This is a genomic window from Kutzneria chonburiensis (genome assembly GCF_028622115.1).
In the GTDB taxonomy this organism is placed as follows: Bacteria; Actinomycetota; Actinomycetes; order Mycobacteriales; family Pseudonocardiaceae; genus Kutzneria; species Kutzneria chonburiensis.
Map to the genome: position 1 here is coordinate 6,081,300 of NZ_CP097263.1, position 21,753 is coordinate 6,103,052.

A 21,753-nucleotide genomic window follows, 5' to 3' on the forward strand; every position below is an offset into this window, starting at 1 on the left:
AGCTTTCCCTGTGGCTGTGAGTAGCCGCACAGGTCACTGCATCGTGTCAAGGCTACTACCCTGCTCCGACATGAACCTGCGCGCTGAGCTCGCCCCGCTGGTCACCGCCGTCGACCACGTCGGCATCGCGGTGCCCGACCTGGACGCGGCGATCGCCTTCCACCGGGAGACCTTCGGGCTGGAGGTCAGCCACGAGGAGGTCAACGAGGAGCAGGGCGTGCGGGAGGCCATGCTGCGCGCCCCCGGCGACCCGGCCGGCACGGCGATCCAGCTGCTGGCCCCGTCGCGGCCGGACTCGACCATCGCCAAGTTCCTCGACCGCAGCGGTCCGGGCCTCCAGCAGCTGGCGTTCCGCGTGACCGACGTGGCCGCGGCGTGCGAAACGTTGCGGGCCAAGGGTTTGCGGGTGCTGTTCGACGAGCCGAAGCGCGGCACGTCCAACAGCCGGGTGAATTTCGTGCACCCGAAGGACGCCGGCGGCGTGCTCGTCGAACTCGTGCAGCCCGCGGAAGGCCATTAGCCAGCACGGTTTCACGCCGGCCCGGTGCTGCCCCGCACGACCAGTTCCGGAATGCCGAACACGGCGTCCGGCACCCGCTCGCCGTGGATGACCCGCAGCAGGGCACCCGCCGCCGCGGCGCCGTAGCCGGGAATGTCGCGGCTGATGGCGGTCAGCGCCGGGTGCGGCAGCCGGCACAGCGGCGAGTCGTCCCAGGCGACGATCGACAGGTCGCCGGGCACGTCCAGGCCCAGCTCGGCGGCCACGCCAACGGCGCTGACCGCCATCACGTCGTTGTCGTACACGATCGCCGTCGGGGGTTGGCCGGAAAGCAGCAGGTCACGGGTGGCGGCGGCGCCCCGCTCACCGCTGTAGTCGGCGGCGACGATCACCGCGTCCGGCCCGGCGGTCTCGGCGAACGCCCGGTCCCGCAGCACGGTCTCCTGAAAGTCGGCATGACCGCTCACGCGGGCGATGCGGGTGTGTCCCAGAGCGCGTAAGTGTGCGACTGCCGCCACCATCGCCGCTTTCGTGTCAAGGCCGACGGACGTCAGACCGCTGCCCGGCACCTCGCTCGACACCAGCACGCACGGCAGCCCGAGCTCGGCCAGCACCGGCAGCCGCTGGTCGTCCACCCGGACGTCAACGACGAGCACGCCGTCCACCCGCCGCTGCCCCCACCAGCGGCGATAGACCTCCAGCTCGTGCTGCGGATCGTCGCCGACGACCTGGAGCAGCAGCCCGATGTCGTCGGCGCCCAGCGCCGCCTCGACGCCGGCGATCAGCCGCATGAAGAACGGCTCCACCTCCAGCAGGCCGGTCGGCCGGGCCAGCACCAGGCCGACCACCTCGGCCTGCGCGGCCGACAGCGCGCGGGCGGCCCGGCTGGGCTGCCAGCCCAGCTCGCCGGCCACGGCCAGAATGCGCTGCCGGGTCGCCTCGGACACCCCGGGGAGCCCGTTGAGCGCGAACGACACCGTGCTCTTGGCCACGCCGGCTTCGCGGGCGATGTCGTGGATGGTCGGCCGCTTCACGCACACCTCGGCAGAAAGGGTTTTCTCCCAACCTCGGAAATGTGCCATTGACGGCGCAACAACACCATGCCCCGCCCGGCCACTCTGTCCGAAGGGCCACCCCCGACTGCCCCAGGGATTACGGCGCGCCCGCCCCTAGGGACAGCGCGTCGGCGATGAACGCCAGCTCACGTTCCATCGTCACGCGGCCCAGCTCGGGCTCGGTGGCGTGCCGGGCGACGGAGTGCTGGTAGCTGACGGCCAGCGCGAGGAGCTCGGCCGCACTGTCCACATCGGCCTTGCACTGCACCGCGCTGCCGGCCGCCATGATCACCTTGCGGATCAGGCCGACCAGCTTGCGGAACCGGTCCTGCAGCGCGTCGCGCACCGTGTGGTGGGTGTCGGCCTCGCGGTACAGCAGGTTGCTCAGCATCAGGGATTCCTCGCGGCGGCGGTCCAGCTCGGTCAGCAGCGCGCGCAGGCTGGCGACGACGTCGCCGTCCACGACGACCCCGGACATGTCGATGCGCTCGTCGGGCAACCGCTCGACGAGCGCAACGAGGAGATCCGGCTTGCGTTTGAAGTAGTAGTGCACGAGCCCCTTGGGCACACCGGCCCGCTCGGCGATCCGGGAGGTGGGGGTGGCCTCGAACCCGGTGTCGGCGAACAGCTCCTCCGCCGCCGTCAGGATTCGCTCCCTGGCTGGGATCTCCTCCACCCTCACCCCAAAATTCTCGTCAGTGCGCTGCCAGGCCGCGGTGCGCGGACGTCGCCACCGGCACGGCGATCGCGCCGGCCAGCACGGTCAGCACGCCACCGACCCAGGACACCCAGCTGGCGCCCATCATCGCCGTGTAGCCCATCACCCAGGGTGCCACGAAAAGCAGCACACCGAGGACGATCTGCACCCACTCGCCGGTGACCTGGCTGGGCGCCGCGAGCGACCACAGCCCGTCGAGCACGACGAGCGCGCCCAGGACGATCATCGTCCACGCCGCGGCCGTCGACGTCGTCACCACGATCGGCGACAGCGCGACGAGCGCCCCGATGACGACCTCGGTCCAGTCCTGCCACCTGGTCCATGACTTGGTCATTTGAACCCTCCACATCCTCGTGGGACCCACCGATCATGCGCCTTGGTTGGCCGGCCGGTCAATACTTGTGACCGGGTAGACATCTAGGCTCTGACCAGGCGATATCCGAAACCGTCATACCCCGGCCGTACGGTGCCGGCATGCGGAGAATCGTGTTCTCGCTATCGGTGTCCCTCGACGGCTTCTTCGAGGGGCCGAACCACGAGATCGACTGGAGCCGGGTCGACGACGAGCTGATGGCCCACATGAACGACCAGTTCCGGGACACCAGCGCGTACCTCACCGGCCGGATCACCCACGAGCTGATGGCCGCGGCCTGGTCGGCGACGGGGCCGACCCGGACGCGCCTCCACTGGCCGCCGAGTTCGCCTCGATCTGGCTGCCGACGCCGAAGTACGTCTTCTCGCGGACGCTCGACCACGCCGAGTGCAACGCCACCGTCAAGCGCGCGGTGGACGTCGAGGAGATCCGTGCCCTACAGCGCCGGCCGGGCGGGGACATGGTCGTCGGCGGGCCCGACCTGGCTCGCACCTTCCGGGAGCTCGACCTGATCGACGAGTACCGCGTCTATGTGCATCCGGTGCTCATCGGGCGCGGCCGACCGATGTTCCAGGCCGCCGACGAGCACGTCGGCCTGACCCTCGCGAGCGCAAGGACCTTCGGGAACGGGGTGGTGCGCCTGAGCTATGTGCGCTGACGGGTGAACCGGGCCACATCCGTAGTTCTGTATCGTTACTCGTGGGTAACCTGCCTCCAACCTGCGACAGGACCACTCGAGGCCCCGGAGGCACCGCCGTGCAGAAGATCCTTGACGCGATCCTCGCCGACGAGCTGGACGCGCTCGCGCATCTGGCCGTTCCCGAGTCCTACCGCGGCATGACCGTGCACGCCGACGAGGTGAACCTGTTCGACGGCATGGCGACCGCCGACAAGGACCCGCGCCGCTCGCTGCACCTGGACGAGGTGCCGACCCCGGAGCTCGGCCCGGGCGAGGCGCTCGTCGCCGTGATGGCCAGCGCCATCAACTACAACACCGTGTGGACGTCGATCTTCGAGCCGCTGTCCACCTTCGGCTTCCTCAAGCGCTACGGCAAGACCTCGCCGCTGGCCTCCCGCCACGACCAGCCGTACCACGTGGTCGGCTCCGACCTGGCCGGCGTCGTGCTGCGCACCGGGCCCGGCGTGCAGGCGTGGAAGCCGGGCGACGAGGTCGTCGCGCACTGCCTTTCGGTCGAGCTGGAGAGCCCGGACGGGCACAACGACACCATGCTCGACCCGGAGCAGCGGATCTGGGGCTTCGAGACCAACTTCGGCGGGCTGGCCGAGCTGGCGCTGGTCAAGACCAACCAGCTGATGCCCAAGCCGAAGCACCTGTCCTGGGAGGAGGCCGCCTCCCCCGGCCTGGTCAACTCGACGGCGTACCGGCAGCTGGTGTCGACCAACGGCGCCAACATGAAGCAGGGCGACACCGTGCTGATCTGGGGCGCGTCCGGCGGCCTCGGCTCGTACGCCACGCAGTTCGCCCTCAACGGCGGCGCCATCCCGGTGTGCGTGGTGTCCAGCGAGGAGAAGGCCGAGATCTGCCGGGCCATGGGCGCGGAGCTGATCATCAACCGCAACGCCGAGGGCTACCGGTTCTGGAAGGACGAGCACGAGCAGGACCCCAGGGAGTGGAAGCGGTTCGGGGCCAAGATCCGCGAGCTGACCGGCGGCGACGACCCCGACATCGTGTTCGAGCACCCCGGCCGGGAGACCTTCGGGGCCAGCGTCTACGTGGCCCGCAAGGGCGGCACCATCGTCACCTGCGCGTCCACGAGCGGTTTCATGCACAGCTATGACAACCGCTACCTGTGGATGAATCTCAAGCGGATCATCGGCTCGCACTTCGCCAACTACCGCGAGGCGTGGGAGGCCAACCGCTTGATCGCCAAGGGGAAGATCCATCCCACACTGTCCAAGGTGTACACACTGGCCGAGACCGGGCAGGCCGCGCGGGACGTGCAGAGCAACGCGCACCAGGGCAAGGTCGGCGTGCTGTGCCTGGCGCCGGAGGAAGGTCTCGGCGTGCGCGATCACGAACTGCGGGCCGCGCACCTGTCCGAGATCAACCGGTTCCGGGGTGTGTGACCGGGTTTCGCCCCATCGCCGTGCACACCGGGCTCTCTCGTACCGGTAGCGTGGGGACATGGCCCTCGGCAGCGACCGCGATCTCGTCCCGTTGGGAACCGGCTTCGACGTCGTCAAGCGCGGTTACGACAAAGCACAGGTGGAAGACCACCTGGAACGGCTGGACGCCGACCTGAAGCTGCTCGCCGCCGACCGGGACGCCGCCGTGTCGCAGGCCAACGACCTGGCGCGGCAGCTGGAGAAGGCCCGGTCGGAGATCGACGACCTTCGCGGGCAGGTGGACCGGCTGTCCTTGCCGCCCACCACGCTCGAGGGTCTGAGCGAGCGACTGCAGCGAATGCTGAAGCTCGCACAGGAAGAGGCCAACGAGACCAAGGCCCGCGCCGAGGCCGAGGCCGGGCACATCCGTGCCCGCGCCGAGGAGGAAGGCGCGGCGCTGCGGGCTCGGTACGAGCAGATGATGCGTGATCTCGACACGCGGCGGGCCGCCATGGAGACCGAGCACCAGGGTGTCATGACGGCCGCGCACGCCGAGGCCAAGCGGATCACCGACGAGTCCACCGCCAGGCGTGACGAGCTCGACGAGGCCGCCGCGGCCGTGCGGGCCAAGGCCGACTCCGACTCGTCGGCCAAGCGGACCCAGGTCGAGGAGGACTTCGAGATCGCCATGTCCGCGCGGCGCACCGACGCCATGCGGGCACTGGCCGAGCAGGAGGCAGCCAGCAAGGGCGAGGCCGAGAAGCGGGTGCGGGAGGCCACCGAGGAGGCCAACCGGCGTCGGCACGACTCCATCGCCGAGGCCACCGCACGTTTGCAGGAGGCGACGGACGAGGCCCACCGCCGCGTGCGCGAGGCCACCGACGAGTCCGCCCGCCGCGTCGGCGACGCCACCCGCCGGGTCGAGCAGCTGCGCCAGATCCGCAACCGCATCGCCGGTCAGCTCACCGAGGCCCGCGGCTTGATCATCGCCGCGGCGCCGCTGTTGGAGCGGCTGCCGGAGGAGAAGGTGGCCGACGAGTCGCCGACCGTGCAGGTGAAGGTGCCCGAGGGCGGCATCCCCGCCCCCAAGCCGGCCGGCGCGCAGGCAGAGGCTGCGGCCACCGACGGCCAGGCCGCCGGTCAGGCTCCCGGCGCTCAGGCCGCGGCCGGTCAAGCTGCTGGCGGTCAGGCTGCTGGTGCGGCCACGGGTCAGAACCAGGCTGCCGGCGCGGCTCCGACCGGCGGTACGCCGGCGCAGTCTCCGGCCGCCCCGCAGGCATCCGCCGCGCCGACGGCCGCTCAGGTCGAGGTCACGACCGCGTTGCCCCAGGTCACGCCGCCGGGCCAGCCCGCGACCGGGCCGGCCAAGGCTCAGGCCGCGCCCCAGCAGGCTCCGGCCGGACAGGCCGCCGCACCCGCCTCCGGCCAGCCCGCTCCGGCCACGCCGTTGACCGCGACCAACCCGGCCGCGCAGCCGGGCCGCCCGCAGAACCAGCCGCCGAACCAGGTCACGCAGCCGGTTCAGCAGGTCCCGGCCAGGCCGGCCCAGGGCAACGCCGCCAAGCCGGGGACGCCGCGTCGTCCGCAGCAGGGCAAGCAGCCGGCGAAGCCCCAGCAGGGTGCCCAGCAGCAGGCAAAGCCCCAGCCCGCCGCCCAGCAGCAGGCCCAGCCGGCCGCGGCCAAGGACGCCGAGCAGACCAAGAAGATCCAGCGCCCCACCCCGCCCCGCCAGTCAGCCAAGCGCTGACCCACCCCCGTTCGGAACGGACCATTCCTCTACTCGGAGTTTTGGAACGGTCCGTTCACACCTTCCGGGCCGCCGGTCAGGACGGGCCGTTCAGCCAGTTGAGGACCACGGCGGCGAAGGCGTCGGGGTCCTCGACGGGTGGCAGGTGTCCGCAGCCGGCCAGCTCCACCATCCGAGCGCCGGGCACCTGAATGGCGTCCGGGGGCATCAAGGCGTCGTCGGCGCCGCGTACGACCAAGGTCGGCATGGTGACCGAGGCCAACAACGCCGTGGAATCCGGCCGGGCGGCCATGGCGCGCTGAGCTCGAGCCACGACCGAGCCGCTCTGGGAGTCGATGAGGGAGCGCAGGGTGGTGAGCACCTCGGGACGTGCACGGGGGCTGACCAGGTTGGGCAGCATGGCGTCGGCCAACCAGCCGGTGACGCCCTCCGCCTCGGCCTGGGCGGCCACGGCGAGGCGGTTGGCCCGGGCCTCGGGAGTGTCCGCGGCGGACTTGGTGTCGACGAGCAGCAGGCCGGCGACCTGGGACGGGGCCTTGCGCAGGATGGCCATGGCCAGGTAGCCGCCCATCGAGCAGCCGCCGAGCACGAAGGGCTCGTCGCCCAGACCGGCGAGCACGGCGTCGGCGGCGTCATCGAGGCTGGGTGGCCCGTCACCGAGGTCGGGCGTGACCAGCCGCAAACGTTTGGCGAAGGGCTCGCGAACCCCGTCCCACATGCGTGAGTCCAGCGGGAACGCGTGCAGCAGGACCAAGATCATGGGTCCGACGGTACTGCGCGGGCTCTCGGGCCGTGGCTCGACAGTTCCTCGCGAACCCGGTCGAACAGGTACTGAAACGGCTCCCCGAAGCCCTTGTCGAGCACCTGTAATCGTTTGCTCGGCGCAGAATCGGCTCATGCTCACCGAGCTGCGCACGGAGCGACTGCTGCTGCGCCGGTTACGCCCCGAGGACCTGCCCGCGGTGGTGCAGATCCAGGGCGACCCGGCGGCGAACGAACACAACCCGATCGGCACGGCCAGCCCGGCGCGCATCGCCCAGCAGCTGCGCTGCTGGATCGCCGACTGGGCCGAGCACGGCATCGGCTACTGGCTGGTCGTCGACGCCGTCACCGAGCAGGCCGTCGGCATCGGCGGGCTGCGTCGCTGCGAGCACGAGGGTGCGCCGGCGCTGAACATGTTCTACCGGTTCCGGCCGTCGGCCTGGGGTCGCGGCCTGGCGTCGGAGATGGCCCGGGCCGCCGTGGACTGGGCCGACCGCGAGGGCCGCGGCGCGCCGGTCGTCGTGATCACGACACGGGACAACCTGCCGTCCATCCGGCTGGCCGAACGGCTGGGCTTCCGCCGGGCCGGCACCGATCCGTACTGGCTGGAGTTCAGACGATCTTGACCTGGCGTTCCTCCGACGGCCCGTCCCAGGTCCGCGGCAGCGGCACCGGGACGTCCGGCGCGACCGTCGCCACGATCGCGTCCAGCACCTGCTCGGCGTAGCCGACGAACAGGTGCTTCGCGCCGGCGAACTCCTCAACGCGGGCCTGCGTGAAGCGTTCCCGGGCCTGCGCCGGCCGGAGGTAGTCGTCGAACTCCGGCACCAGGCAGACCAGCGGTTTCGCCCACGCCGTCAGGTGTTCCGGCGTGCTGTAGCGCAGCGGCGGCGAGATCAACACCGCACCTTCGACGCCGTCGCCGCCGTGCCGCAGCGCCAGGTCCGTGCCGAACGACCAGCCCACCAGCCACACGTTCGGCATGCCGTGCACGAACTCCAGCGCCGCTTCGACGTCCAGCCGCTCGCTGTCACCGTTGTCGAACGCGCCCTCGCTACGACCGGCTTCGCTCGCCGTGCCGCGCGTGTTGAAGCGCAGCACCGCGATGTCGGCCAGCGCCGGCAGGCGGAACGCCGCCTTGCGGTACAGGTGCGAATCCATCATGCCGCCGTGCGTCGGCAGCGGGTGCAGGCAGACCAGCGTCGCCTTCGGCGTTCCCGACGGCAGCGCCAGCTCCCCCACCAGCTTCAGGCCGTCGGCCGTGGTCAGCGTGACCGGCTCGCGGCGGGCCGGCAGCATCGTGTTGGCGCGGATCTCGGTGCTCATCGCCAAAAATCGTTGCAGGTCATCGGCACAATTACCGCATGACCTCGACCACCCTGTGGCGGCCGACCGGGCCGGCCGAGCTGGATCTCGTACGCGACTCCGGTTGGCGTCGCTGGCCGCCTCGACTACCCGACCAGCCGATCTTCTATCCGGTGTTGAACGAGGACTACGCCGTACGGATCGCCCGTGAGTGGAACGTGCCCGCTTCCGGCGTCGGCTACGTCACCCGGTTCTCCGTCGCGACCGAGTTCCTCTCCCGGTACGAGGTGCACCAGGTCGGCGGCGAGACCATTCTCGAGTACTGGATTCCCGCCGAGGAGCTCGAGGAGTTCAACGACCACCTCGACGGCCTGATCGAGGTCGTGCACGAGTTCCGCTGACTCACCACCGCCGGCTCTGCGGCTTCCGCCGACCTCGGCTGTTCCAGCATCCCGTGTGCCAGTGCCGGCGGTCGTCAACGCCGCCGTGGTCGTCCGCCGGCCAGGCCACGACGTGCGGCGTGCCCGGCCGGATCTCGTGGTCGCAGCCCGGGCACCGGTACGTCTTCTCGCCCGCCCCCACCGGCCGGACGTTCCAGTCCCCGTCCGGTCCCGACTCCGTCCGGGCCCATCCGTGCGTCGTCGGGCGCGGCTCGTCGTCCCCCTTGGGTCCGGGGCGCTGCGGTCGGTTACGGCGTGGCACGGGTGCCCAGGCTATCCGGCGGCCCACGGGATGCCCGACAATGGCCCCATGCCGACCTACGACTTCCGGTGCCGCCAGTGCGGCGACACCTTCGAGGTGAACCGGCCCATGAGCAGCGCCACCGACCCGGCCGCCTGCCCCGCCGGCCACGACGACACCGTCAAGCTGCTCACCACCGTCGGCGTCAACACGGGCGCGAGCGCCCCCGCCTCCGGCGGCGGTTGCTGTGGCGGGGGCTGCTGCGGCTAGGGCTGACTACCCGGCCGCTACCAGGGCAGCCTCGATGGACGCGAGCACTTCCTGCTCGGTCGGCCGGGCGGCCATCGCGATCACCCACGCACGGAGGTACGCCTGCCTCGACTGGCCGGCAGCCAGCGCTCGCAGTCGGATCGTGTCCAGCGTTTCCTTCGGCACCTTGCGGATCTTGAGCGTTGCCATGCCACTACTCGCTTCCGGGATCCGAGGACAGTCCGGACAGTGGTCGGGCCAGTCGGGCCTCGATCTCGTTCAACATGTCGTCGGATGTCCGCTGTGACGCCAGCGCGATCAGGTGGCCGCGCACGTAGTCCTCGACCGACTGGCCGGCGGCGCGGGCCTTGGCCTGGAGGGTGTCGGAGATACGCGGCGGCAACCCGAGGAGGCGCATGATCGTCACGTGCGAAGGGTAGCGGAGGGTCACACGGTGTAGTCGCGGAACCCCTTGCCGGTCTTGCGGCCGAGGCGGCCGGCGGTGACGAGGTGCTCGAGCAGCGGGGCGGGGGCGAAGCCGGCCTCGCGGAACTCCAGATAGAGGGTGCGCTCGATGGCCAGCGAGACGTCGAGGCCGACGACGTCGAGGAGCTCGAAGGGGCCCATGGGCAGGCCGCAGCCGACCTTCATGGCGGTGTCGATGTCGTCGGCCTCGGCGTAGTGGGCCTCGAGCATCTTCACGGCGTCGTTGAGGTACGGGAAAAGCAGCGCGTTGACGATGAAACCGGCCCGGTCACCGCAGTGCACGGGCTCCTTGCGCAGGGACCGGCAGACGGCGTCGGCGGTGGCGACGACGTCGGCATCGGTGGCGATGGTGGAGACGATCTCCACGAGCTTCATGACCTGGGCGGGGTTGAAGAAGTGCAGGCCGACGACGTCGCCGGGACGCGAGGTGGCGGCGGCGCATTCGATGACGGGCAGGGAAGAAGTCGTTGTGGCGAGCACGGCCCCGGGCTTGCAGACCTCGTCCAACGCCCCGAAAACGGCCTGCTTGACCGAAAGCTCCTCGGCGACGGCCTCGATGACCAGGTCGCAGTCGGCCAAGGCCTCGAACTCGACGGCGGTGTGGATACGGGCCAGCGCGGCGTCGCGGTCGGCCTCGGCGAGCTTGCCCCGCACGACGGCCTTGTCCAACGACTTGCGGATCTTGGCGACGGCGGCCTCGGCCTTGTCCGCGCCCCGCGCCCGCAACACGACATCCTTGCCGGCCTTGGCAAAAACCTCGACGATGCCGGTGGCCATGGTGCCGGTGCCGATCACGCCGACCCGGTGCACGTCACGAGGCGTGCCGGCGACCGAAGCCGAAGCGCCGCCCTCAGCAACGACAACCGGCGAGTCGGGAGCCTCATAGGTGTAGAAACCGCGGCCGGACTTACGGCCGAGCAGCCCGGCAGTGATCATCTGTTTCAGGATCGGCGCGGGGGCGTGCAACCTGTTGCGGGACTGGTGGTACATCGTGTCGAGGATCTCGTACGCGGTGTCCAGACCGATCAGATCCAGCAGTGCCAACGGCCCCATCGGGTACCCGCAGCCGTAGCGCATCGCGGCGTCGAGGTCTTCCCTTGTGGCGTAACGGCTCTCGTACATCCGCACGGCGTGGTTGAGGTAGCCGAACAGCAGCGCGTTGGCGATGAAGCCGGCGCGGTCGCCGATCACCACCGGCGTTTTGCCCAGCCCGCCGAGGAATGCAACGGCGTCGTCGACCACGTCGTGCTCGGTGACGACGGTGCGCACCACCTCGACCAGCTTGAGCACCGGCGTGGGGTTGAAGAAGTGCAGCCCCAGCACCTTGCCCGGCCGCCCGGTGTGCACGCTGATCTCGGTGACGGACAGCGAGGACGTGTTGGACGCGAGGATCACCTCGGGCCGCACGATCTTGTCCAGCTGGGCGAAGATCTCGGCCTTCAGGGCGAGGTTCTCCGGCACGGCCTCGATCACCAGGTCGACGTCGGCCAGTGCGGAAAGGCTTGTGGCGCAAGAAATCCGATCCAGCAGTTCGGCGCGGCCGGCCTCGTCCAGCTTGCCACCGCGCAACGCGCGATCGGTGGAGTGCTCGATGTGCCCGCGCCCCTTGGCGATCGCCGCCTCGTCCACTTCGACCGCGACCACGCGTAGCCCGCTTCGCGCGCACACCTCCGCGATGCCCGCACCCATGGTGCCCAGGCCGACAATCCCAACGGTACTGATGCTCGACCCTGCAAGCAGGTCTTCGGGGCTGATTTCGCGCGTCACGGCGGACCTCCGGCGCTCGTCGAAGCGGCGTCACTGACTGGCTACCTGTCAGTAACATCCGAGCTTGGCGGAGATACTGCCATGCCGCGACCGCTCAACCGGGTGAGCTTCACCACCGAATCGTGCAAGTAGGGCCGGCGCCGGGACGTGTCACCCAGGATCGACACGCCCCGGCGCCGACGACCGGCTAGGCCAACACGGCGGACACGATGATGTTGTCCACGTAGTTGCCGCTGGCCTTGTCGAACGCGCCGCCGCAGGTGATCAGCCGCAGCTCGCGCTGGTTGGACGGCCCGTACACGGCCTGGGTCGGGAACTGGGCCTTGGGCACCTGCTGAACCTGCCGCACCACGAAGTTCAGCACCTGCCCGCCGGCCTCGGTCACCTTGATCGCGTTGCCGGCCTTGAGCTGGTCGAGCTTGTTGAACACGCCCAGCTGCCCGCCGCCGTCCACGTGCCCGAGGATGACCGCCTTGCCGACCTCGCCCGGCCGCACGCCGAACTTGTACCAACCGGCCTGCAGCGGCTGGTTGACCGGCGGCACCTCCACGGTCTTGTCGGCGTTGAGTCCAAGTTGGACCAACGAGGAGTGGGCGTTGATGGCGTCCACGTCCACCCGCACCGGCAGCGCCGGCCGACCGCTGTTGTCGGCCGGCGGCGGCGCCTGCTGGCCGGCCGAGGTGGTCGGCACGGTCGCCACCTGCTGGCTGGTGGTCGGCGCGGACGGGCTGGTCAGCGCGGTGTTCTCGGGCTTGGCCGAGTGGATGAGGCCGAGCGCGAACGCGGCCACCGCGACCACCACGACCAGCGCACCGGCCACGATCAGCGTGGTCCGCGTGCCGGACGGCGGCTTGCGCTCGCCGCCCGGCCTGGGGATGTGCAGTGTCGGCTCCATGCCCCGCCCTCAGCCGTGCTGGACGGCGAGCCTGCGCCGGCGGGCCACCGCGGCGCCGACGCCGGCGGCACCGATCAGGGCGACGCCGCCGAGTTCGGCCAGCAGCAGCCCGGAACCGGTGTCGGTAGGGCCCTGGCCACCGGTCTGCGGCGCGCCGCTCGGCAGGGCCATGGTGGTCGAAGTGTCCACAGTGGTCGATGTGGTGGTGTTGGTGGTCGTGGTGCCACCGCCGCCGTTGCCGCCGCCACCGCGGTTGCCGTTGTCCACGTTGATGGTCACGGAGATCTTCTGGTTGCCGCAGCGGAAGGCGACCTCGAAGTTGCCCGACCGCACGTCGCTGCGGACCCGGGCGGTGGCCTGGATGTTGAAGTCCCGGCGACCGGTCTTGATCCATTCCTTGACGTTGTCCAGCGCGGCCGACACGGCGATGTCGGCCCGGTCGGAGTCGCAGCGCGCGTCCAGCTTGATCTGGTCGCCGCCGCGGTAGGAGCGCTTCGACGGGTCGATCTTCAGTGACGCGTTGCCGTTGTTGTTGTCGCGGTTGTTGCTGGTGTCGGCGTACGCGGCCGGCGCGACCGCGACGATGGTGAACGCGGCGATGGCCGCGCCCGCGGCGATCACCCGGGTGACAACCATGAGCAGTCCTTCCTGAAAAGCACAGAGCCGGCCGGTCGGTCGTGCTCGCAGAGACGATCGCCGCCAACTACGCCGGCAACCGCCCGCCCGGTTCAGTGCTTTTTCGGACTACTCCTCGAACTCGATCTCCACCAGCTTGCCGATCCGCCGCAGGGCCTCGGCCGCGTCGGGCCCGTCGGCCACCACCTTGATCGTGTCACCACCCCGCGCGGACAGGCCCATCAGCGCCAGCACACTGCGCGCGTCGGCCTGCTGTCCGTTGTGGTGGACGGTGACATCGGCCTTGAGGCTGGCGATCGTGCGCACCAGCAGCGCCGCCGGCCGCGCGTGCAGGCCGACCTCGTTGCGCAGCAGCAGTTCGACAGATTCACCGTTGGCCGGCGGCGCCTCCTCGCCGAACTCCGGCGGCCGCTCGCCGGCCGCCCGCGCCACGCCGGCCAGATCGCCGCCGCCCTGCGCCGCAACCGCCGCCGCGACGGCGCCTTCCACTACCGGGGCGTCAACCACGACCGCCCGCAACGGATTCGCGTGCGACTCCACCGCCAGGTCGGCGATCATCCGGGCGCTGCCGAGGTCGTAGAGCAGCACCGCGCCGTCGCCGGAGTCGGCCTTCTCCAGTGCCGTGCAGACGCGGTCGAAGTCGGTGCCGATGGAGCCGTCCTCCATGCCGCCGGCCGCCTTGATCACCACGTCCGGGGCCATCTGGCCGGCGAGTTCGGCCACACCCTCGGCCAGCTTGGCGCTGTGCGAGACGATCACCAGGCCAACGGTCACGACGCACTCGCCGAATCGGCCAGCGAGCGCAGCAACAACGCCGTCGACCGCGCGCCGGGGTCGAGGTGCCCGGCCGAGCGCTCGCCCAGATAGGACGCCCGTCCCTTGCGCGCCACCAACGGAATCGTCGACTCGGCACCGGTTTCGGCCGCGGTTGCCGCGGCCGCCAACACCTCAGCCACCGACTTGTCCTTCACGGCCTCGGCCGCCTCGACCGCCGGCAGCAAGGCGTCGACCATGGTCTTGTCGCCGATCTCGGCCTTGCCCCGCGCGACCACGCCGTCCAGCGCCGCCCGCAGTGCCGCGGCGACCGACGCGCCGTCAACCTCCTCGAGATCCGTGGCGGCCCGCAGGAAAGCCGTGCCGTACAGCGGTCCGGACGCGCCGCCGACCTTGGAGATCAACGTCTTGGCCACCAGCTTCAACACCGCCGCCGGACTGTCCACTTCGGACGAGTCCACTGCGGACACCACGAAGTCGAAGCCGCGCTTGAGGTTCTCGCCGTGGTCACCGTCGCCGATGACCCGGTCGAGATCGACCAACTCGTCTCGGTGCGCCGCGACCACCACGGCCATCGCTCTTACCGCGTTCACCACGTCCGCCGTCGAGCAGCCCATCGTTCACATCCCCCAGCGCAGCGCCGCGGTCCGCACCGGGGCGTCCCACAGCTCGGTCAACTCGTCGTCCAGCTTCAGCAGCGTCAGGCTCATGCCCTGCATCTCCAGACTGGTCACGTACGGGCCGACGAGTCGGCGCTCGACCACGATTCCCCGTTCCGCCAACAACTTCTCCGCGATGCCGTGGGCCAGGTACAGCTCGACCAGCGGTGTGCCACCCATGGAGTTGGTGAACAGCAACACCTTGTCCCCGGAGGCGAACGGCAGATCCTCCACCACGGGCTCGATCAGCCTACGTACCAACACATCCGCGGGCTCCATGGTCCGGCGCTCCCGACCGGGCTCGCCGTGAATGCCGATGCCCAGCTCGTACTCGTCGTCGGCCAGGTCGAAGCTCGGCTGCCCGACATGCGGCACCGTGCACGCGGTCAGCGCCAGGCCCAGTGACCGGACTCCGGCCACCACCTTGCGCGCCAACGCTTCGCAGCGGTCGAGGTCCGCGCCCTGCTCGGCCGCCGCGCCGACGATCTTCTCCAGCAACACCGTGCCGGCCACGCCGCGCCGGCCGGCCGTGTACAGCGAGTCCTTCACGGCGACGTCGTCGTCGATCACGACCGTGCGCACCTCGATGTCGTCCATGGCGATCAACTCGGCCGCGGTCTCGAAGTTCAGCACGTCACCGGTGTAGTTCTTGACGATCAGCAGCACCCCCGCGCCACCGTCGACCTTCGCCACCGCGGCCTGCACCTGGTCCGGCGTCGGCGACGTGAAAACCGCACCCGGGCACGCGGCGTCCAGCATGCCCGCGCCGACAAAGCCGCCGTGCATCGGCTCATGGCCGGAGCCGCCGCCGGAGACCAGCGCCACCTTCCCCCGGACCGGGGCGTCGGCTCGCCAGACCACCGCCGGATCCGGCTGCACCGCCAGCAGGTCCGGATGGGCCAAAGCCATGCCCCGCAAGGCCTCCTCGACCACTGCGGCCGGGTCGTTGATGATCTTCTTCATCGCGGTGTCCCCTCGTCGCGGCCCACAACCGGCCCGACCTTCCTACCCCCGCGAACACATCACACGCCAGCCGTGAATTCCCAAGGGTAGGCTCACCTAACATGAGATCCAGGGGAATCGCCGTGCTGATCGCGGCCGCGCTCATGTTGACCGCCTGTGGGCAGTCGCCGGCCACCGACGGCCGTTCCGAGGTCGCCGTGGGCGGCGCCGGCTTCCAGGACGCCGGCGCGCGCACCGCCAAGTACGGGACCGACGCGCTGCCCGGCGTGTTCCCGCGCACCATCACCCACGCCATGGGCAAGACCACCCTGGAGAAGAAGCCGACCCGGGTGATCGTGCTCGACACCGGCGAGCTGGACAACGTGGTCGCGCTGGGCGTGCAGCCGGTCGGCGTCGCCTTCCCCGACGGCTCGCCCGACATGCCGTCCTACGTCGGCGACAAGGCCGGCAAGCCGGCGAACGTCGGCACCACCAACACGCTCAACCTGGAAGCGATCGCCGCGCTCAAGCCGGACCTGATCCTGGGCTCCAAGCTGCGGGCCGAGAAGCAGTACCCGCTGCTGGCCAAGATCGCGCCGACGGTGTTCAGCGAACGTCCCGGCTACACCTGGAAGAGCAACTTCCGGCTCAACTCGGCCGCGCTGGACCGGACCGAGCAGGCCGACAAGATGATCTCCGACTACGAGGCCGCGGCCCGCAAGCTCGGCCAGGACGCGCAGGCCAAGCTGGGCAAGCTGCCGGTCATCTCGATGCTGCGCTTCATGCCCGGCAAGATCCGCCTGTACGCCACCAAGTCGTTCGTCGGCACCGTGCTGGCCGACACCGGGCTGCCGGTCACCGAGTCCGGCAAGGCCAACGACCTGGCCGTGGAGGTCAGCCCCGAGCAGATCGGCAAGGCCGACGCCGACTGGATCCTCTGGGGCACCTACGGCTCCCCCGGCAAGACCGGCCAGGCCGCCGTGCTCGGCGGCCCGCTGTGGCCGACGCTCGGCGCGGTCAAGGCCGGCCACGCCAAGCAGGTCCCCGACGAGACCTGGTACCTCGGCCTCGGCGTCCTCTCAGCCAACTCCGTCCTCAAGGACCTCCGCGGGCTCCTAGGGGTCTGAACCGAAGCTGTGAACGGACCATTCCTAAACTCCGAGTTTTGGAATGGTCCGTTCCGAACTTCACTTGCGGCCGTAGCGGAGTTTGACGATGGCCAGGAGCTGGCGGACGGTGCCGGCGCCGCGGGTGAAGGACATCGGGTTGAGCAGGGGCTTGAACTTGCGGCGGGCGACCGCCTGCGGACGGGCGAACTCGCGCAGGCCGTCCTCGCCGTGGATGCGGCCGAAGCCGGAGTCGCCGATGCCGCCGAAGGGCAGCGACGGGATGGCCGCGAAGGCGACCACGCCGTTGATCGACACCATGCCGGCCTTGAGCCGACGGGCCAGCTGCTCGCCGCGGGCCTTGGAGAACACGGTGCCGCCGAGGCCGTACCGCCCGGCGTTGGCCAGCCGGATCGCCTCGTCGGTGTCGCGTACTCGGTTGATCGTGATGGTCGGCCCGAAGGTCTCGTCGGTGATGGCCAGCGAGTCCTCCGGCACGTCGGCCAGCACGACCGGCTCGACGAACGGCGGCCGCACCGACTCGACCCCGCCGACCAGCGCCTTCGCGCCCTTGTCGATGGCGTCCTGCACGTGGCTGCGGATGATGTCCACCTGGGACGGCATGGTGATCGGCCCGAGGTCGGCGCCGGGGTCGCCGCCGGGACGGACCTTGGCCGCGAGCTTGCGGACCGCGGCGGTGAACTCCTCGGCGACGTCCTCGTGCACGTACACGCGCTCGACGCCGATGCAGGTCTGACCGGCGTTGGACATCGCGCCCCACACCGCCGCATCGGCGGCCAGCGCCACGTCGGCGTCGAAGTCGACGATCAACGCGTCCTTGCCGCCGCACTCCACCAGCACCGGGGTCAGCGACTCGGCACAGGCGGCCATCACGCGCTTGCCGGTCGCGGTCGAGCCGGTGAAGGCCAGCTTGTCCACACCGGACCGGCACAGCGCCGCGCCGGTCTCGCCGAAACCGGTGACCACGCTGAGCACCGGGTGCTCGGGCACGATCTCGGCCAGCGTGTCGGACAGCCAGGTGCCGACGCCCGGCGTCAGCTCGGACGGCTTGAACACGACCGTGTTGCCGGCGGCCAGCGCGTAGGCGATGGAGCCCATCGGCGTGAAGGCCGGGTAGTTCCACGGGCCGATCACGCCGACCACGCCGACCGGCAGGTACTCGATCGTCGCGGACTGGTTGGACATCAGCAGGCCGGCCGGCACGCGACGCTTGCGCAGCACGCGCTCGGCGTTCTTCGCCGCCCAGTGCAGGTGATCGATGACGATCACCATCTCCAGCTTGGCGTCGGCCGCCGGCTTGCCGGTCTCGGCCGAGATCAGGCCGGCCGCCTCGTCAAGGCGTTTGACCAGCAGCCGCCGCCACGCGTCGAGGCGAGCCTTGCGGCCGTCGAAGCCCAGCTCCTGCCACCAGTTGCTGGCCCGGCGGGCCTGCGCCACCGCGTCCGCGACCTGTTGGGGCGTGTGGACCGGGTGGTGCGCGACGACCTCTCCCGTGCGCGGATCCAGTGAGGCGAACCGTCCGTCACCCGTGGTGGTCACCGCACTGCTCCCCGGCGCTGTCTGAGTCATCGACCCTCCCGGCATTGGGCACTCAGCTTGTTACTGAAGAGTACGCAAGGCGACCCGTACTCGTCAGCACCCATTCTCCTGGCCGTGTCACACGGCCATGCGGGTGAATCAGGATTTGGGCAGATTCGCGACGACGATCTTGCCCGCGACGACGGCCTTGGCGCACGTGTCAAAGTCCGGCAGCTTCTGCCCGTTGGCCACGTAGACCGTGACGATCTCGCCGACGCCGTCGGCCATCGGCCGGTCGGCCCACTTCAGCGTGCAGGACGGGTACCCGGCCGAGGTGTCGGACCGGTACGCGGTGACACCGCCGCCAAGGTCGACCGGCGTGGGCGCGGCGTCGAAGCCGGCGACCGACGGGTCACTGCCGATCTTGCCGTAGACCTCGAGCGTGACGCCCTTCTGCCGCCAGGCGCAGTCGTAGAGCGACTCGGAGTCCCGTTTGGGATCGCCGCCGGGCACGATCGCAAAGATGGTGGCGCGGTCGACCAGCAAGCACGGGTCTTGGCCGGCCATGACGCTGCTGCCCATCGGGACCCGCGGCGGCGCGGTGCGGATGCGCGCGATGACGCCGGTGAGCACCTGTCGGGCGACCGCGCACGGCTCGCCGCCCTTGACCTCAGCGCGGACGACCACCGCCCGCGTCGGCGACGCCTGCGTGACCGCCTTGTCCGTGCAGCTGCCGGTCTGCCGTGCTTCCAGCACTCGCATGCCGGCCAGCGACAGCGCGTCGCGGTCCCACTCCGGCACGGCATCGCCGAGCGTGACGGTGACGGTGTTCTGGACGTCGTCCACCGTGACCTGGGCCTTGCAGCCCTGGAAGGGGTCGCCGTGCGGCTTGCCGTCGGGCGTGCCGACGGCGGCGAGCAGCTTGTCGTCGAGCAGTGCGCAGGGGTCGACCAGGCGCAGCTTGGTCTCGGTGAACGCCGGATCCATCGCCGCGGTGTTGCCTTCGGGCTGGCCGGTGACGGTGTTGCGCCCGGCCACCGACCGGGTCGTGTCGACGTTGGGCGAGCAGGCCGTGAGCAGGGCGACGGCCGCGAGCACGGCGCAGGCGAGGCGGAGCACGGGGTGCACGGTAGCGACCTGCGCCGATCCGTGTGACGTGAATCCCGTGATCGGTCTCACCGAGAGTTTCGGGAACGATTCAGAAGGCCAGAACGTCCTAGAGAGTGCAAGGAAGAAACAGACCCGGAAGGGGAAGCAGTGATCAAGGTTCTGCGCAAGCAGGCCCGCAAGGCCGCCCGTCGCTTCGACGCCTGGACGGTCGAGGCGTTCAACCCGGTGTACCCGCACCGCAGCGGCCGGCGCTGACTCACATCAGCACCGACCGCCGCTGGTACGGATCAGCTCTCGCCGGCGCCAGTGGCGTCGTCGGCGGGCTCGGTCACCGGCACCGTGATCGGCCGCAGCCGCGCCCAGAGCGCGAACACGATGCCCACCACGAGCATCACGATCCCGCCCCACAGATTGATGTTGATGCCGGCCGCCTTGTCCAGGCCGGCCTGGCTGGTGAACGCGATGCCCATCACGGTCAGCACCACGCCGTACACCACGAACAGCAGCGCCAGCACGTAGCGGAGGTCGAACAGCCCCGCGCGCTTCTTCACAGGCTCGCTCATCGCAGTCTGTCCTCCCTCACCAGAAGATGATGTTCAGCACGGCCGCCAGCACCAGCACGCCGGCGCCGAGCACGACCGGCTTGCGGTACCAGCCGGCGTTCTCGCCGGTGTCGGAGTGCTTGAGGCTGTCCCGCGGGGTCAGCGACCACACCAGCCCGACCAGCTCCGAGTCCGGCTTGGGCGCGGTCACCAGGGTGACCAGCACGCTGATCACGATGTCCATGATGAACGCGACGCTGGCCGCCACGAAGGCGCCGCCCTGGCCGGACAGCGTGAACACGCCCGACCGGTTGAGCACGTCCACCGTGACCGCCGACGCGGTGCCGACGATCAGGCCGATACCGCCGGCCATCGGCGTCATCCGCTTCCAGAACATGCCCAGCAGGAACGTCGCGAACAGCGGCGCGTTGAAGAAGCCGAACAGCGTCTGCAGGTAGTCCATGATGTTGCTGAACTGGCCGGCGATGAACGCGGTGCCGATCGCGATGAGGCAGCCGACGATCGTGATCAGCCGGCCGACCCGCAGGTAGTACTCGTCCGGCTTGTTCTTGACGACGTAGGTCTGCCACAGGTCGTAGGTGAACACCGTGTTGAACGAGCTCACGCTGGCCGCCATGCCGGCCATGAACGCCGCCACCAGACCGGTGATCGCCACGCCCAGCATGCCGTTGGGCAGCAGGTCGCGGATCAGCAGCTCGATGGTGTCGTTGTAGGTCACGCCGTTGGCCGCCTTGCCGCCGCTGGCCTTGAACGCGGCCAGCTCGGGCGAGATCACCGCGGCGATCATGCCCGGGATGAAGATCAGCAGCACGATCACGGTCTTGGGGTACGCGCCGATCAGCGGCGTGCGCCGGGCGGCCGACATGCTCTTGGCCGACAGCGCCCGCTGCACCTCGGCGAAGTTCGTCGTCCAGTAGCCGAAGGACAGCACGAAGCCGAGGCCGAAGACCAGGCCGATGACCGAGAGCACCGGGTTGTCGATGCCGGTCAGGTTGGAGCCGGGCCAGGAGTGCAGCTGCGCGGCGGCGGTGTCGGGACTGGCCGCGGTCAGCTTGGCCACCAGGCCGTTCCAGCCGCCCACCTTGTACAGGCCGACGATGGTCAGCGGCAGCAGCATCGCCACGATCACGAAGAACTGCATGACCTCGTTGTAGATCGCCGCGGACAGGCCGCCCAGCGTGGTGTAGGCCAACACGATCGCGGCCGAGGCAATGATCGACACCCACAGCGGCCAGCCGAGCAGCAGGTTGATCGTGAGCGCCAGGGCGTAGAGGTTGACGCCGGCGATCAGCACCTGGGCGATGGCGAAGCTGAGGCTGTTGACCAGGTGCGCGAAGCGGCCGAACCGGCGGAGCAGGAACTCCGGCACGCTGCGGACCTTCGAGCCGTAGTAGAAGGGCATCATGACCAGGCCGAGGAAGACCATGGCCGGGATGGCGCCGATCCAGTAGTAGTGCACCGTCGGCACGCCGTACTGCGCGCCGTTGGCGGTCATGCCGAAGATCTCGACGGCGCCCAGGTTGGCCGAGATGAAGGCCAGGCCCGTCACCCAGGCCGGCATCGACCGGCCGGACAGGAAGAAGTCCAGGCTGGAGGACACCGAGCGGCGGGCCAGCGCGCCGATGCCCAGCACCAGGACGAAGTAGAAGCCGAGTAGGACGTAGTCCACGGGCCCGGCGTCCAGCCGGAGGTTCGCGTCCGCCAGGACGTGCACCAGCCCCACCTCCACACATCGAACAGCACCGAACAGCATTCACCACGAGGTGGCGGAAGTGAACGTTACCGCACAGTCAAGACGCGGTGAACAGGTCGGAGCCCAG

26 protein-coding genes are annotated in these 21,753 nt (G+C 70.1%); 8 read left to right on the forward strand and 18 right to left on the reverse strand.

Translation table 11 applies throughout. The annotated features are described in order from the left end of the window. Nucleotides 1-70: 70 nt before the first annotated feature. The gene (gene mce, locus M3Q35_RS27490; RefSeq protein WP_379794174.1) at nucleotides 71-520 is read left to right on the forward strand and encodes a methylmalonyl-CoA epimerase; all 450 of its coding nucleotides are present in this window, start codon (nucleotides 71-73) and stop codon (nucleotides 518-520) included. A gap of 11 nt (nucleotides 521-531) precedes the next feature. On the opposite strand, the gene M3Q35_RS27495 is transcribed toward mce, so the two are convergent. From M3Q35_RS27495 to M3Q35_RS27505, 3 genes are all read right to left on the reverse strand, one after another. Continuing rightward, entirely contained in the window at nucleotides 532-1,533 is a 1,002-nt protein-coding gene (locus tag M3Q35_RS27495) for a LacI family DNA-binding transcriptional regulator (RefSeq protein ID WP_273935424.1), read from the reverse strand. Nucleotides 1,534-1,651: 118 nt separating this feature from the next. Next, nucleotides 1,652-2,230, reverse strand: a complete 579-nt coding sequence (locus M3Q35_RS27500; RefSeq protein ID WP_273944488.1) for a TetR/AcrR family transcriptional regulator — start codon at nucleotides 2,228-2,230, stop codon at nucleotides 1,652-1,654. Between the two features lie 19 nt (nucleotides 2,231-2,249). Beyond that, nucleotides 2,250-2,606 carry an SPW repeat domain-containing protein gene (locus M3Q35_RS27505; protein WP_273935426.1) on the reverse strand — a complete coding sequence of 119 codons (357 nt, stop codon included), beginning with the start codon at nucleotides 2,604-2,606 and terminating at the stop codon, nucleotides 2,250-2,252. A 451-nt stretch (nucleotides 2,607-3,057) separates the two neighbouring features. On the opposite strand from M3Q35_RS27505, the gene M3Q35_RS27510 reads away from it, so the two are divergent. From M3Q35_RS27510 to M3Q35_RS48965, 3 genes are all read left to right on the forward strand, one after another. After that, entirely contained in the window at nucleotides 3,058-3,303 is a 246-nt protein-coding gene (locus M3Q35_RS27510; protein WP_337960478.1) for a dihydrofolate reductase family protein, read from the forward strand. A gap of 98 nt (nucleotides 3,304-3,401) precedes the next feature. Next, entirely contained in the window at nucleotides 3,402-4,733 is a 1,332-nt protein-coding gene (gene ccrA / locus M3Q35_RS27515) for a crotonyl-CoA carboxylase/reductase (protein ID WP_273935427.1), read from the forward strand. A gap of 58 nt (nucleotides 4,734-4,791) precedes the next feature. Continuing rightward, complete coding sequence (locus M3Q35_RS48965; protein ID WP_379794176.1) at nucleotides 4,792-6,459, forward strand: coiled-coil domain-containing protein; 1,668 nt, start codon at nucleotides 4,792-4,794, stop codon at nucleotides 6,457-6,459. Between the two features lie 76 nt (nucleotides 6,460-6,535). Here M3Q35_RS48965 and M3Q35_RS27525 read toward each other — a convergent pair whose 3' ends face one another. After that, nucleotides 6,536-7,219 carry an alpha/beta fold hydrolase gene (locus M3Q35_RS27525; RefSeq protein ID WP_273935428.1) on the reverse strand — a complete coding sequence of 228 codons (684 nt, stop codon included), beginning with the start codon at nucleotides 7,217-7,219 and terminating at the stop codon, nucleotides 6,536-6,538. 136 nt (nucleotides 7,220-7,355) lie between these two features. On the opposite strand from M3Q35_RS27525, the gene M3Q35_RS27530 reads away from it, so the two are divergent. Beyond that, complete coding sequence (locus tag M3Q35_RS27530) at nucleotides 7,356-7,847, forward strand: GNAT family N-acetyltransferase (protein ID WP_273935429.1); 492 nt, start codon at nucleotides 7,356-7,358, stop codon at nucleotides 7,845-7,847. Here the strand turns inward: M3Q35_RS27530 and M3Q35_RS27535 are convergent. Beyond that, on the reverse strand, nucleotides 7,834-8,547 hold the full coding sequence (locus tag M3Q35_RS27535) for an alpha/beta hydrolase (protein WP_273935430.1): 714 nt from the start codon (nucleotides 8,545-8,547) through the stop codon (nucleotides 7,834-7,836). The genes M3Q35_RS27530 and M3Q35_RS27535 overlap by 14 nt on opposite strands. Nucleotides 8,548-8,585: 38 nt before the next feature. On the opposite strand from M3Q35_RS27535, the gene M3Q35_RS27540 reads away from it, so the two are divergent. After that, complete coding sequence (locus M3Q35_RS27540; RefSeq protein ID WP_273935431.1) at nucleotides 8,586-8,927, forward strand: hypothetical protein; 342 nt, start codon at nucleotides 8,586-8,588, stop codon at nucleotides 8,925-8,927. 1 nt (nucleotide 8,928) lies between these two features. On the opposite strand, the gene M3Q35_RS27545 is transcribed toward M3Q35_RS27540, so the two are convergent. Further along, nucleotides 8,929-9,228, reverse strand: a complete 300-nt coding sequence (locus tag M3Q35_RS27545) for a hypothetical protein (protein WP_273935432.1) — start codon at nucleotides 9,226-9,228, stop codon at nucleotides 8,929-8,931. A 48-nt stretch (nucleotides 9,229-9,276) separates the two neighbouring features. On the opposite strand from M3Q35_RS27545, the gene M3Q35_RS27550 reads away from it, so the two are divergent. Continuing rightward, nucleotides 9,277-9,477 (forward strand): FmdB family zinc ribbon protein, encoded by a 201-nt coding sequence (locus tag M3Q35_RS27550; protein WP_273935433.1) that lies wholly within the window; start codon nucleotides 9,277-9,279, stop codon nucleotides 9,475-9,477. Nucleotides 9,478-9,483: 6 nt separating this feature from the next. On the opposite strand, the gene M3Q35_RS27555 is transcribed toward M3Q35_RS27550, so the two are convergent. The 8 genes from M3Q35_RS27555 to dhaK form a co-directional block, all read right to left on the reverse strand. After that, nucleotides 9,484-9,666 (reverse strand): FitA-like ribbon-helix-helix domain-containing protein, encoded by a 183-nt coding sequence (locus M3Q35_RS27555; RefSeq protein WP_273935434.1) that lies wholly within the window; start codon nucleotides 9,664-9,666, stop codon nucleotides 9,484-9,486. A gap of 4 nt (nucleotides 9,667-9,670) precedes the next feature. After that, complete coding sequence (locus M3Q35_RS27560) at nucleotides 9,671-9,883, reverse strand: hypothetical protein (RefSeq protein ID WP_273935435.1); 213 nt, start codon at nucleotides 9,881-9,883, stop codon at nucleotides 9,671-9,673. A 20-nt stretch (nucleotides 9,884-9,903) separates the two neighbouring features. Further along, nucleotides 9,904-11,631: a 3-hydroxyacyl-CoA dehydrogenase family protein gene (locus M3Q35_RS27565; RefSeq protein ID WP_379794177.1), complete on the reverse strand. Its 1,728-nt coding sequence runs from the start codon at nucleotides 11,629-11,631 to the stop codon at nucleotides 9,904-9,906. A gap of 265 nt (nucleotides 11,632-11,896) precedes the next feature. Further along, on the reverse strand, nucleotides 11,897-12,604 hold the full coding sequence (locus tag M3Q35_RS27570; RefSeq protein WP_273935436.1) for a class F sortase: 708 nt from the start codon (nucleotides 12,602-12,604) through the stop codon (nucleotides 11,897-11,899). A gap of 9 nt (nucleotides 12,605-12,613) precedes the next feature. Further along, nucleotides 12,614-13,240, reverse strand: coding sequence for a hypothetical protein (locus M3Q35_RS27575; protein WP_273935437.1), 627 nt, complete (start codon nucleotides 13,238-13,240; stop codon nucleotides 12,614-12,616). Nucleotides 13,241-13,348: 108 nt separating this feature from the next. Further along, nucleotides 13,349-14,014, reverse strand: a complete 666-nt coding sequence (gene dhaM / locus M3Q35_RS27580) for a dihydroxyacetone kinase phosphoryl donor subunit DhaM (RefSeq protein WP_273935438.1) — start codon at nucleotides 14,012-14,014, stop codon at nucleotides 13,349-13,351. After that, nucleotides 14,011-14,631 carry a dihydroxyacetone kinase subunit DhaL gene (gene dhaL / locus M3Q35_RS27585; RefSeq protein WP_273935439.1) on the reverse strand — a complete coding sequence of 207 codons (621 nt, stop codon included), beginning with the start codon at nucleotides 14,629-14,631 and terminating at the stop codon, nucleotides 14,011-14,013. Before dhaL ends, dhaM begins: the two co-directional genes overlap by 4 nt. 3 nt (nucleotides 14,632-14,634) lie before the next feature. Next, on the reverse strand, nucleotides 14,635-15,636 hold the full coding sequence (gene dhaK / locus M3Q35_RS27590; RefSeq protein WP_273935440.1) for a dihydroxyacetone kinase subunit DhaK: 1,002 nt from the start codon (nucleotides 15,634-15,636) through the stop codon (nucleotides 14,635-14,637). A gap of 101 nt (nucleotides 15,637-15,737) precedes the next feature. Between dhaK and M3Q35_RS27595 the strand changes: the two genes are divergently transcribed. Continuing rightward, nucleotides 15,738-16,742, forward strand: coding sequence for an ABC transporter substrate-binding protein (locus tag M3Q35_RS27595; protein ID WP_273935441.1), 1,005 nt, complete (start codon nucleotides 15,738-15,740; stop codon nucleotides 16,740-16,742). A 60-nt stretch (nucleotides 16,743-16,802) separates the two neighbouring features. Here M3Q35_RS27595 and M3Q35_RS27600 read toward each other — a convergent pair whose 3' ends face one another. The 4 genes from M3Q35_RS27600 to M3Q35_RS27615 all read right to left on the reverse strand — a co-directional run bounded on the left by M3Q35_RS27600 (nucleotide 16,803) and on the right by M3Q35_RS27615 (nucleotide 21,647). Further along, nucleotides 16,803-18,311: an aldehyde dehydrogenase family protein gene (locus M3Q35_RS27600; RefSeq protein WP_273935442.1), complete on the reverse strand. Its 1,509-nt coding sequence runs from the start codon at nucleotides 18,309-18,311 to the stop codon at nucleotides 16,803-16,805. Nucleotides 18,312-18,419: 108 nt separating this feature from the next. Beyond that, nucleotides 18,420-19,379 (reverse strand): hypothetical protein, encoded by a 960-nt coding sequence (locus tag M3Q35_RS27605; protein WP_273935443.1) that lies wholly within the window; start codon nucleotides 19,377-19,379, stop codon nucleotides 18,420-18,422. A gap of 278 nt (nucleotides 19,380-19,657) precedes the next feature. Then, the gene (locus tag M3Q35_RS27610) at nucleotides 19,658-19,933 is read right to left on the reverse strand and encodes a hypothetical protein (RefSeq protein WP_273935444.1); all 276 of its coding nucleotides are present in this window, start codon (nucleotides 19,931-19,933) and stop codon (nucleotides 19,658-19,660) included. Between the two features lie 16 nt (nucleotides 19,934-19,949). Continuing rightward, on the reverse strand, nucleotides 19,950-21,647 hold the full coding sequence (locus M3Q35_RS27615; RefSeq protein WP_273935445.1) for a sodium:solute symporter family protein: 1,698 nt from the start codon (nucleotides 21,645-21,647) through the stop codon (nucleotides 19,950-19,952). Between the last annotated feature and the right edge of the window lie 106 nt (nucleotides 21,648-21,753).

What these genes read in the sequence shown, in the direction of transcription:
- M3Q35_RS27565 (WP_379794177.1), bottom strand. Translation starts at nt 11,631, where the DNA reads ATGGGTGCGGGCATCGCGGAGGTGTGCGCGCGAAGCGGGCTACGCGTG.
- M3Q35_RS27530 (WP_273935429.1), top strand. Translation starts at nt 7,356, where the DNA reads ATGCTCACCGAGCTGCGCACGGAGCGACTGCTGCTGCGCCGGTTACGC.
- M3Q35_RS48965 (WP_379794176.1), top strand. Translation starts at nt 4,792, where the DNA reads ATGGCCCTCGGCAGCGACCGCGATCTCGTCCCGTTGGGAACCGGCTTC.
- M3Q35_RS27550 (WP_273935433.1), top strand. Translation starts at nt 9,277, where the DNA reads ATGCCGACCTACGACTTCCGGTGCCGCCAGTGCGGCGACACCTTCGAG.
- M3Q35_RS27610 (WP_273935444.1), bottom strand. Translation starts at nt 19,933, where the DNA reads ATGAGCGAGCCTGTGAAGAAGCGCGCGGGGCTGTTCGACCTCCGCTAC.
- M3Q35_RS27505 (WP_273935426.1), bottom strand. Translation starts at nt 2,606, where the DNA reads ATGACCAAGTCATGGACCAGGTGGCAGGACTGGACCGAGGTCGTCATC.
- M3Q35_RS27525 (WP_273935428.1), bottom strand. Translation starts at nt 7,219, where the DNA reads ATGATCTTGGTCCTGCTGCACGCGTTCCCGCTGGACTCACGCATGTGG.
- M3Q35_RS27555 (WP_273935434.1), bottom strand. Translation starts at nt 9,666, where the DNA reads ATGGCAACGCTCAAGATCCGCAAGGTGCCGAAGGAAACGCTGGACACG.
- mce (WP_379794174.1), top strand. Translation starts at nt 71, where the DNA reads ATGAACCTGCGCGCTGAGCTCGCCCCGCTGGTCACCGCCGTCGACCAC.
- dhaK (WP_273935440.1), bottom strand. Translation starts at nt 15,636, where the DNA reads ATGAAGAAGATCATCAACGACCCGGCCGCAGTGGTCGAGGAGGCCTTG.
- M3Q35_RS27570 (WP_273935436.1), bottom strand. Translation starts at nt 12,604, where the DNA reads ATGGAGCCGACACTGCACATCCCCAGGCCGGGCGGCGAGCGCAAGCCG.
- M3Q35_RS27540 (WP_273935431.1), top strand. Translation starts at nt 8,586, where the DNA reads ATGACCTCGACCACCCTGTGGCGGCCGACCGGGCCGGCCGAGCTGGAT.
- M3Q35_RS27595 (WP_273935441.1), top strand. Translation starts at nt 15,738, where the DNA reads ATGAGATCCAGGGGAATCGCCGTGCTGATCGCGGCCGCGCTCATGTTG.
- M3Q35_RS27600 (WP_273935442.1), bottom strand. Translation starts at nt 18,311, where the DNA reads ATGACTCAGACAGCGCCGGGGAGCAGTGCGGTGACCACCACGGGTGAC.
- M3Q35_RS27575 (WP_273935437.1), bottom strand. Translation starts at nt 13,240, where the DNA reads ATGGTTGTCACCCGGGTGATCGCCGCGGGCGCGGCCATCGCCGCGTTC.
- M3Q35_RS27535 (WP_273935430.1), bottom strand. Translation starts at nt 8,547, where the DNA reads ATGAGCACCGAGATCCGCGCCAACACGATGCTGCCGGCCCGCCGCGAG.
- dhaL (WP_273935439.1), bottom strand. Translation starts at nt 14,631, where the DNA reads ATGGGCTGCTCGACGGCGGACGTGGTGAACGCGGTAAGAGCGATGGCC.